General features: G+C 68.7%; 8 protein-coding genes. 2 read left to right on the plus strand and 6 right to left on the minus strand.

What is annotated here, in order from left to right; translation table 11 throughout:
* Window positions 1-33: 33 nt before the first annotated feature.
* Window positions 34-1,836, minus strand: coding sequence for an ABCB family ABC transporter ATP-binding protein/permease (locus AC1HFW_RS03985; protein ID WP_479281883.1), 1,803 nt, complete (start codon window positions 1,834-1,836; stop codon window positions 34-36).
* A gap of 281 nt (window positions 1,837-2,117) precedes the next feature.
* Between AC1HFW_RS03985 and AC1HFW_RS03990 the strand changes: the two genes are divergently transcribed.
* The gene (locus AC1HFW_RS03990; RefSeq protein WP_479281884.1) at window positions 2,118-2,945 is read left to right on the plus strand and encodes an aldo/keto reductase; all 828 of its coding nucleotides are present in this window, start codon (window positions 2,118-2,120) and stop codon (window positions 2,943-2,945) included.
* Between the two features lie 30 nt (window positions 2,946-2,975).
* On the opposite strand, the gene AC1HFW_RS03995 is transcribed toward AC1HFW_RS03990, so the two are convergent.
* Together AC1HFW_RS03995 and AC1HFW_RS04000 are read right to left on the minus strand one after the other, a co-directional pair.
* On the minus strand, window positions 2,976-3,173 hold the full coding sequence (locus AC1HFW_RS03995; RefSeq protein WP_006394104.1) for a hypothetical protein: 198 nt from the start codon (window positions 3,171-3,173) through the stop codon (window positions 2,976-2,978).
* The gene (locus tag AC1HFW_RS04000; RefSeq protein ID WP_061071747.1) at window positions 3,170-4,342 is read right to left on the minus strand and encodes a PepSY-associated TM helix domain-containing protein; all 1,173 of its coding nucleotides are present in this window, start codon (window positions 4,340-4,342) and stop codon (window positions 3,170-3,172) included. The genes AC1HFW_RS03995 and AC1HFW_RS04000 overlap by 4 nt, the downstream gene beginning before the upstream one ends.
* Before the next feature lie 186 nt (window positions 4,343-4,528).
* Here AC1HFW_RS04000 and AC1HFW_RS04005 point away from each other — a divergent pair, with 186 nt between their 5' ends.
* Window positions 4,529-5,248, plus strand: coding sequence for a metallophosphoesterase (locus tag AC1HFW_RS04005; protein ID WP_479281886.1), 720 nt, complete (start codon window positions 4,529-4,531; stop codon window positions 5,246-5,248).
* Between the two features lie 31 nt (window positions 5,249-5,279).
* On the opposite strand, the gene AC1HFW_RS04010 is transcribed toward AC1HFW_RS04005, so the two are convergent.
* From AC1HFW_RS04010 to AC1HFW_RS04020, 3 genes are all read right to left on the minus strand, one after another.
* Window positions 5,280-7,733 carry a TonB-dependent siderophore receptor gene (locus AC1HFW_RS04010; protein ID WP_479281888.1) on the minus strand — a complete coding sequence of 818 codons (2,454 nt, stop codon included), beginning with the start codon at window positions 7,731-7,733 and terminating at the stop codon, window positions 5,280-5,282.
* A gap of 146 nt (window positions 7,734-7,879) precedes the next feature.
* Complete coding sequence (locus AC1HFW_RS04015) at window positions 7,880-8,878, minus strand: FecR domain-containing protein (protein ID WP_479281890.1); 999 nt, start codon at window positions 8,876-8,878, stop codon at window positions 7,880-7,882.
* Window positions 8,865-9,380, minus strand: a complete 516-nt coding sequence (locus tag AC1HFW_RS04020) for a sigma-70 family RNA polymerase sigma factor (RefSeq protein WP_479281891.1) — start codon at window positions 9,378-9,380, stop codon at window positions 8,865-8,867. The genes AC1HFW_RS04015 and AC1HFW_RS04020 overlap by 14 nt, the downstream gene beginning before the upstream one ends.
* Window positions 9,381-9,402 lie beyond the last annotated feature (22 nt).

Consider the following 9,402-nt stretch of genomic DNA (forward strand, 5'->3'; position numbering starts at 1 on the left):
AGGGTGCGATCTTGGGTCAGGGGGCGGGGCTTGTCAATCGGCCGGCACGGCGGTGTTCTCCTGTTGCCGCGCCCACATCGCGGTATACAGGCCGCCGGCGGCCAGCAGGTAGGTGTGGCGGCCGCGTTCGGCGATGCGGCCATCCTCCAGCACGATGATCTCGTCGGCGTCGGCCACGGTGGACAGGCGGTGGGCGATGATGAGCGTGCTGCGGCCGCGGCTGACCTCGCGCAGGTTGGTCTGGATGTCGCGTTCGGTGCGCGTGTCGAGCGCGCTGGTGGCTTCGTCGAACAGGAAGATGGCCGGGTCCTTGAGCAGGGTGCGGGCGATGGCGACGCGCTGCTTTTCGCCGCCGGACAGCTTGAGGCCGCGCTCGCCCACCATGGTCTGGTAGCCGTCGGGCATGGCCATGATCAGGTCGTGGATATGCGCCAGCCGGGCGGCGTGCTCGATCTCGGCGTCGGAGGCGCCGGGCCGGCCGTAGCCGATGTTGTAGCGGATGGTGTCGTTGAACAGCACCGTGTCCTGCGGCACCACGCCGATGGCGGCGCGCAGGCTGGCCTGGGTGACGTCGCGGATGTCCTGGCCGTCGACCAGGATGGCGCCGGCGTCGGCGTCATAGAAGCGGAACAGCAGCCGCGCGATGGTGGACTTGCCCGCGCCCGAAGTGCCGACCACGGCCACGGTCTTGCCGGCCGGCAGGGTGAAGCTCACGCCCTTGAGGATGGGCCGCCGTTCGTCGTAGCCGAAGCGCACGTCGCGGAACTCGACCGCGCCGCCGTCCACGCGCAGCGGCTGCGCGCCGGGGCGGTCGGCCACTTCGCGGTCCTGGCCCAGCAGTTCGAACATGCGTTCCATGTCGATCATGGCCTGCTTGATCTCGCGGTAGATGAAGCCGAAGAAGCTGAGCGGCGAGTACAGCTGCAGCAGGTAGGTGTTGACCAGCACGAAGTCGCCCAGCGTGTAGCGGCCCTCGGCGATGCCATTGGCGGCCATCCACATCACCAGCGTGAGGCCGGCGGAGATGATGACGGCCTGGCCGACGTTGAGGATCGACAGGCTGACCTGGCTGCGCACCGCGGCGCGCTCGTAGCGGGTGAGCGAGGCGTCGTAGCGGCGCGCTTCGTGTTCTTCGTTGCCGAAGTACTTGACCGTCTCGTAGTTCAGCAGGCTCTCGATGGCCTTGGTGTTGGCCTCGGAGTCGGTCTCGTTCATCTGCCGCCGGAACTTGGCGCGCCATTCGGTGACGGCCAGCGTGTAGGCCATGTACAGGACCACGGTGGCGCCGGTGGCCAGCGCCAGCCAGGCGTCGAACATGCGCCACAGCACGATGCAGACCAGGCCGATCTCGAAGAAGGTCGGCAGGATGTTGAACAGCAGGAACGACAGCAGCGTCTGGATGCCCTTGGTGCCGCGCTCGATGGCGCGGGTCAGGCCGCCGGTCTGGCGCGTCAGGTGAAAGCGCAGCGCCAGACCGTGCAGGTGGCGGAAGATGCGCAGGCCGACCGAGCGGATGGCGTGCTGGCCGACGCGGGCGAAGAGGGCGTCGCGCAATTCGGAAAACAACAGGGACAGAACGCGCGCGCTGCCATAGGCCAGGATCAGGCCCAGCGGCACGGTCACGCTGCCCGGCGCGCCCTGGCCCAGGGCGTCGATGGCGTGCTTGTACAGCAGCGGCACGTAGACGGTGGCCGCCTTGGCGGCGAACAGGCACAGCAGGGCGGCGACGACGCGGACCTTCAGGCCGGTCTGGCCGGGCGGCCAGAGGTAGGGAAACAGGGTGCGCAGCGTGGCGAAACCGCCACGGCCGGGCGTCCGGGAGTCAGGGGTTGTCATAGGGGCGGCAAGGGCAAATGGCGTGGGCCAGCGCGGGGCGCGGGCCGGGTATGGAGGCGATTATCCGGCACCGGCGCTATTATTTAACTGAAAACCCCTGGGACGGATGGGCCGCGCGCAGGCCGCTCCCGGGGGTTTTCCATCCGGTTTTCGTATGCGGGCGCAGCAGGGCGAGCCCGTCATCCACTGTCGACCAGGCGTACGCCCGGCAGCATTCCTGGTCGCGCGACCTGGCGCGTTTTCGCCGTGCAAGTGTTGCGTTGCAAGCTTCGGAGGGTCATATGGCGAAGGTACCCACAGTGAAACTGAACGACGGCAGCAAGATTCCGCAATTGGGCCTGGGCGTCTGGCAGGTGCCGGACGACCAGGCCGCCGCCAGCGTCAAGGAGGCGTTGGCGGCGGGCTACCGTTCGGTGGACACCGCCGCGATCTATGGCAACGAATCCGGCGTCGGCGCCGGCCTGCGCGCGGCAGGCGTGGCGCGCAAGGATCTGTTTGTCACGACCAAACTGTGGAACGACAGGCATGGCTTCGATTCGGCCCACGAGGCCATGAACGAGAGCCTGGAAAAACTGGGCCTGGCCTACGTGGACCTGTACCTGATCCACTGGCCGGTGGCGGGCAGCGAGAAGTTCGTCGACGCCTGGCGCGCGATGATCGAGATGAAAGAGGATGGCCGCGCGCGTTCGATCGGCGTGTCCAACTTCACGCAGGCCAACCTCGAGCGCCTGATCGACGCCACCGGCGTGACGCCGGCGGTCAACCAGATCGAACTGCACCCCGGTTTCGCGCAGCGCGAATTGCGCGCGTTCCATGACAAGCATGGCATCGCCACCGAGTCGTGGAGCCCGCTGGCGCAGGGTGCGGTCACCAAGGACAAGACGATCGTGGACCTGGCGAGCAAGCACGGCAAGTCGCCGGCCCAGGTGACGCTGCGCTGGCATCTGCAGCATGGCCTGATCGTGATCCCGAAGTCGGTGACGCCGGCGCGCATCCGCGAGAACATCGACGTGTTCGATTTCGAGCTGTCGGGCGCGGAGATGGCGGCGATCGACGCCATCAAGGAAGGGGCCCGCCTGGGCCCTGATCCGGAGAAGTTCGGCAAGTGAGGCGCGCGGCGGCCGCGGGCCGCCGGCGGGCTACGCCTCGGGCTGTTTGGGCGGGAAGCACCAGTAGCGCACGATGACCACCAGCAGGATGGTCAGCGCCGTCCACGAGGCCCAGTGCCAGCCGCCGGTGCCCAGCAGCGCGGCCAGCAGGCCGAAGATGCTGAGCACGCCCAGCAGGATCGGCACGCCCCAGACGAACAGGAAGCCGCGCGAGGATTTCTTGCTCATGCGGGGCTCCGTTGCGGGGCGGCGGCCTGGTGCTTGCGCACCAGCTCGGCGATGCGGGCCTCGGTGGCGCGGCGGCGCGCCAGCCACAGGTAGAGGCCGCTGACCAGCACCACGATGGTGATCAGGTCGAGCACGGCCCAGATGATCTTCAGCGGCAGGCCGCCGTAGTCGCCGAAGTGCAGCGGACGCGACAGCTCCAGCGCGGTCAGGTACCACGGCATTTTCGCGATGGTGGTCAGTTCGCCGCTGCGGCCGTCGATCAGGACCGGCGTGTTCATCTTGGAGGTCAGCGGCGTGTCGCCGCGCATCCAGCTGATGTAGTGGTGCGGGCTGCCGAAGGCGTTGCCGGGGAAGGCGATGAACGACACCTGGTTGCCCGGCAGGGCCTTGCGCGCGGTGTCGGCCGCGGCCTGGGCCGACGACAGCTCGGCCGGCACGCCCTGGCCCTTGTAGGGTTCCAGGATGCTCGCGAGTTCGGTCGATTGCCACAGCCGGAACAGCGGCGTGGACAGCTCGTTGATGACGCCGGTGAAGCCGACCACGAAGGCCCATACCAGGGTCACGATGCCAAGCAGGTTGTGCAGGTCGAGCCACTTCAGGCGGGTCGAGCGGCCGGCGCGCACGGTGCCGAATTCCAGTTTCTTCATGAAGGGGCCGTAGAGCACCACGCCCGAGACGATGGCGATGCAGAACAGCAGGCCCATGAAGCCGAGGAACAGTTCACCGGGCAGGTCCGCGAACAGGTCGACGTGCAAGGCCAGCATGATGCCCATGAAGGAGAACTTGTCCTGGCTGTAGGGCGGGCCATCAAGCAGGACGTCGCCGGTACGGCCGTCCATGCGCACGGCATGGCCGGATACCGGGCCGTCGCCCGGCTTCTTGGCCATGCCGACGTAGACCTGGGGCTCATCGGGGTCGAAGAAGAGATAGTCGACGACTTCGCCCGGATACATGGATTTGGCGGTGTCGATGAGCTTGTCGAGATTGGCCGGCGGCGTCGAGGCGGGCACGTCGGACAGCGGCTTGCCGTCATCGAGCCAGTGCTCGATCTCGTGGTGGAACACCAGCGGCAGCCCGGTCAGGCAGATGATGAGCAGGAAGATCGTACAGACCAGACTGGTCCACTTGTGGACCAGGTACCAGGTTTTGATGGTGGAGGCGGCGGTCATGGCGACGGCGGGGCGGCTCGCGCGGCCCCCTTCAAGTTGGATTTTGGGAAAGACGGAACATTATCACGAATAATAGCTATTCTCGTAACGCAATATGTGGAAGACGCGTGAAAGCCCGGTGTAATCGGGGACTGATGAAAGCGGGTTAAAAAGAAACATGGGCCCGATTGGGCGGGCTGGATCATCATGCAGCAACGTTTTCTGAAAGTACCGCGCAACGAGCAGGGCCGCGATTTCGCGGTGGGCGACGTGCACGGTTGTTTTACCCGCCTGCAGGACAGCCTGGGGCGGATGGGGTTCGATGCCAGCCGCGACCGGCTGTTTTCCGTTGGCGACCTGGTCGACCGGGGGCCGGAGAGCGAGGCCGCGCTGGAATGGCTGGCGCAGCCCTGGTTCTTCGCGGTGCAGGGCAACCACGAGGACTACGCCGTGCGCCACGTGCGCACCGGGCAGGTGGACGTGGTGAACTGGCGCGGCTACGGCGGCGGCTGGTTCCTGGACCTGCCGGCCGATCGCCAGCAGGTCTACGCCGAGGCCTTCGGTCAACTGCCCATCGCGATCGAGGTGGAAACCTCGTCCGGCCCGGTGGGATTGCTGCACGCGGACTGCCCGGTGCTGTTCTGGCCGCGCCTGGAGTCGGCGCTGCAGGACCGCTACAAGCGCACCAGCGCGGCCTGCCAGTGGTCGCGCGAGCGGCTGCGGCAACTGGACCGCACCGGGGTGCGCGGCGTGCGCGCCGTGGTGGCGGGCCACACGCCCGTGGCCGCGCCGCTGGCGCTGGGCAACGTCTATCACATCGATACCGAGGGCTGGAGGGACGGCTACTTCACCTTCCTGGACCTGGAAACGCTGCAGGCCTGGCCGCGCGCGGTGGTGACCGAACCGGACACCGAAGCCGTCGGCTGACGCGGGCCAAGCCTGCTGCCGCCGGCCGCGCCTACCAGCGGTAGGTCGCGGTCGCCAGCACCGTGCGCTGGTCGCCGTAGCGGCACGCGCCCGCGCTGCAATTGCTGAGATAGGTGCGGTTGCCGAGGTTGCGCACGTTCAGCGCCAGGTTCCAGCGTTGCACCTGATAGCCGATCATGGCGTCGAACAGCGTGTAGCCCGGCAGTTTTTCCGCGGCCGACTCTTGATAGCCCCAGTTCGGCCCGGTGTAGCGGGCGCCCAGCCCGACCTTGATGCCCGATTCGAAGCGATAGTCGGTCCAGATCGCGATCTGGTTGCGCGACACCGCCTGCATCTGCTTGCCGACCTCGCTCGGCGTGCTGCTGGCCGTGACCTCGGCCTTGGGCGTGTACGTATAGGCGGCCACCACGTTCATCTGCGGCAGCGGCCGGAACGCGGCTTCCAGTTCCAGGCCGCGCACCTGCACCTCGCCGGTCTGCTTGGGCAGGAACTCGGGCGTGTAGGTGATGTAGTTGTGGCGCCGCAGGTCGAAAACCGCCGCGCTGTAGCGGCTGCGCCCGCCGGGCGGCTCGTAGCGGATGCCGAGTTCGTACTGGCGGCCGGTCTCCGGGCGCATCGGGCTGTTGGTCTCCGGGTCGATGGTGGCGGTGGGCGAGAACGATTCGGCGTAGCTGAAGTACGGCGCGATGCCGCTCGGATGCAGGTAGACGAGCCCCGCGCGCTTGCTGAAATTGTGCTCGGAGATCTTGGTGCGCGAGCCGTCGATGTTGCTGTCCACGTCCGCGCTGGCCTTGTCGTAGCGGCCGCCCAGCGTGGCCACCCAGTTGCCCCACTTGATCTGGTCCTGCAGGTAGAGCCCGGTCTGCGCCAGCCGCGTGGTGGCGTCGAACCAGGGCGCGGCGGTCTCGACCGGGCTGCCATAGGACGGCGAATAGCCGTCGATGGGCGCGACCACGCCATCGTTGTAGGTGCGCTGGTAGTTGCGCGAGCGCTGGTAGTCCAGCCCGAACAGGAAGGTGTGGGTCCAGTCGCCCAGCGCGACCTTGGCCTGCGCCTGGTTGTCGATGGTGAACAGGCGCGCGTTTTCCTGGCTGCCGAACGGGAACCGCTCCAGCAGCCGGAAGTTGGCGGGGTCGTCCGGGTTGGCGGGGTTGACGGTGGCGAAGCCGCCGCGCACGTAGACCTGGCGGTAGTCGACGCTGGTGTAGCCGTAGCGCGTGTTCTGGCGCACGGTCCAGGTGTCGTTCAAGCGATGCTCGAGCAGGTAGCCGACCATCCACTGTTCCTGGTTGAAACGGTCGAAGCCCGGTTCCCCCACATAGGTGTTGGGCTTGAACTTGCCGTTCGGATTGGGCAGTTGCGTGCCGACCTCGGGGAAGCTGCCGTAGGAACTGCCGTCGCGCACCCGCAGGTACTGCGACAGCAGCGTCAGCGTGGTGTCGCTGGACGGCTTGAGGGTCAGCGCCGGCGCGATGAAGAAGCGGTCGTTGGGCAGGCCGCTGGCGGGCAGCTCGGCGTCGCGCGCCAGTCCGGTGATGCGGTAGAGCACCTTGCCGTTCTCATCCAGCGGGCCCGAGAAATCGCCCGCCACCTGGCGCCGCGAATGGTCGCCGAGCTGCACCTCCAGTTCGTGCAGCGGTTCGTCGGTGGGACGCTTGCTGACGACGTTGATCATGCCCCCCGCGCCGTTCTGGCCGTACAGCACCGAGGTCGGGCCGCGCAGCACTTCGATGCGCTCGGCGCCGTAGACCTCGGTCTGCCAGACTGCCCAGCTGTTGTTGTTGCGCAGTTGCAGGCCGTCCAGGTAGTAGCCCGGCGCCTGCGCGTCGAAGCCGCGGATGATGGTCCAGTCAAAGCGCGTGTCGGCGCCCCAGGGCAGGGTGTTGATGCCCGGGGTGTAGGCCAGGCTTTCTTTCAGGCGCGAGGCGCCGGTCTCGCGGATGAAGTCGGCGGTGACCACGGAGATCGACTGCGGCGTTTCGAGAATGCTGCTGTCGGTCTTGGTGCCGGTGGCGCTGCGGGTGGCCACGTAGCCGTCCACCGGGCTCCAGGCCGTTTCGGGGCGGCCGGTGACGGTCACGGCGGGTAGCGTGGCGGGCGTGTCGGCGGTGGGCGCGGGGCGCAGCGAATAGGCGCCGTTGGCGCCGCGCACGATGCGCAGGCCCTGGCCCTGCAACAGGGCGGCGAAGCCGTCCTGCAGGCTGTAGGCGCCGTTCAGGCCGGGGCTGGTCTTGCCGCGGGTCAGCGCGGCGTCCGCCGACAGCTCGACGCCCGCCTCGCTGGCATAGCGTGTCAGGGCCTGGTCCAGCGGACCGGACGGGATCTGGTAGGTGCGCGCCGGAGCCTGCGCCCCGGCGGGCGGCGGCGCCACCTGGGCCGGCGCCGGCGAGGTGGCGAGGATCGCGCCGCCCAAGGCCAGGCAAAACACCGTGCGGCGGGGGAGCAGGCCGCTGGCGGCGGGGCGCGCCGACAGGGGCGCGGTCATGGAGAACGGAGAGGAAAGGTGGCGGCTCGCCATCGGGTCGATCCCAGAAAGTACGGAAGAAAGTGTTGCGACTGCTATGTCTTCCGGACGAGCGGGCGATTTCCTCAATGCCCCGCCAAGAAAAATTGCAACAGGGGAGCGCGGCGCTAGCGCGAGGCCCGGGGGCCGACGGTGACCCAGTAGCGGCTGCGGTAGTGGATGTCGACCGGCACCCCGAGCGTCAGGTTGTGCAGGGCGCGGTCGGTGTCGCGCAGGGGGAAGACCCCGGTGACGCGCAGCTCGGCGACGGCGGGATCGCAGCGCAGCAAGCCGCTGCGATAGCGCGCCAGCCGCGTGGTGAAGTCCGCCAGCCGCATGTCTTCGGCCAGCAGCACCCCGCGCGCCCAGGCGGCGTCGGCTTCGCGCGCTTTGGCCGGCGCTTCGGCATGATGCTGGTCGAAACGCGTGCGTTCGCCGTCGCGCACCCGCAGCGCCGCCTGCGTGGCCGCGCCGGGGTAGATGTCGACCGCGCCTTCATAGACCGCCAGGTGCGCCAGCGGGCCCGCGTCGCGCAAGGTGAAGCGGGTGCCCAGCGCCTGCACCATGCCCTGCCGGCTCTGGACCCGGAACGGCCGGCCGCGGGCATCGACGGCGGTCGACACCAGGATTTCGCCGGCCAGCAGGATGACGCGCCGCTCGTGGCCGTCGAAACGCACGTCGATGGCCGAGTCGCTGTCGAGCACCACGCGGGTGCCATCGGCCAGGGTGACGTCGCGGATCTCGCCGACGGCGCTGCGATGGTCGGCCGTCAGCACGCCCCAGCGCCCGCTTTCGCGCCAGAGCAGGGTGGCGCTGGCGGTGGCGGCCGCCGCGATGCCCAGCGCCCGCAGCGCCTTGCGGCGCGCGGCGGAGGCGAGGGGCCGCGATTCGAGCAGCACGGTGCGGGAGGCCGGTTCGGACACGCCGGCCAGCTTGGCGTCCAAGACCTGCAGGCGGCGCCAGGCGCGCAGGTGGTCGGGATGCGCGGCCAGCCAGGCATCACAGGCCGCGCGGTCGGCCGCGCTGGCTTCGCCCGACCACAACCGCGCCATCCAGGCCGAGGCGCGCCGCACGACCGCGGGATCGATCGCCGGCCCTTGCCCGGCGGTGGCGTCAGCGCGAACCATCGTAGAGCGCCTGGTAACAGGCCAGCAGCGCCGCCGCGACGTATTTCTCGACCGAGGAAACGGACACGTGCAGCCGTTCGGCGATTTCGCGGTAGCTCAGGCCGTCGAGTTTGCACAGCAGCAGCGCCATGCGGGCCTTGGGTGGCAGCTTGTGCAGGATGGTGTCGACCTCGACCAGGGCCTCGACCGCCAGGGCGCGGACTTCCTCGGAAGGCGCCAGCGCCACGGGCAGCGCGGCGATGGCTTCCAGGTAGGCGGCCTCGATGCCGCGGCGGCGGTACAGGTCGATCAGCAGCCCGTTGGCGATCTGGGTCAGGTGGCGGCGGGACTGGTCCGGCTGCGGCGTGGTGCCGGATGCCAGGATGCGGACGTAGGTGTCGTGCGCCAGATCGGCGGCGTCGAAGGCGTTGCCCAGCCGCTTGCGCAACCAGCCGCGCAGCCAGCCGTGGTGGTCACCGTAAAGCACTTCGATGGGCTGGGAGGAGGTCCCGGTGGCGGACATGATGGACTGGCGTGGCGTTGGC

The organism is Achromobacter sp. ISS7, assembly GCF_056523125.1.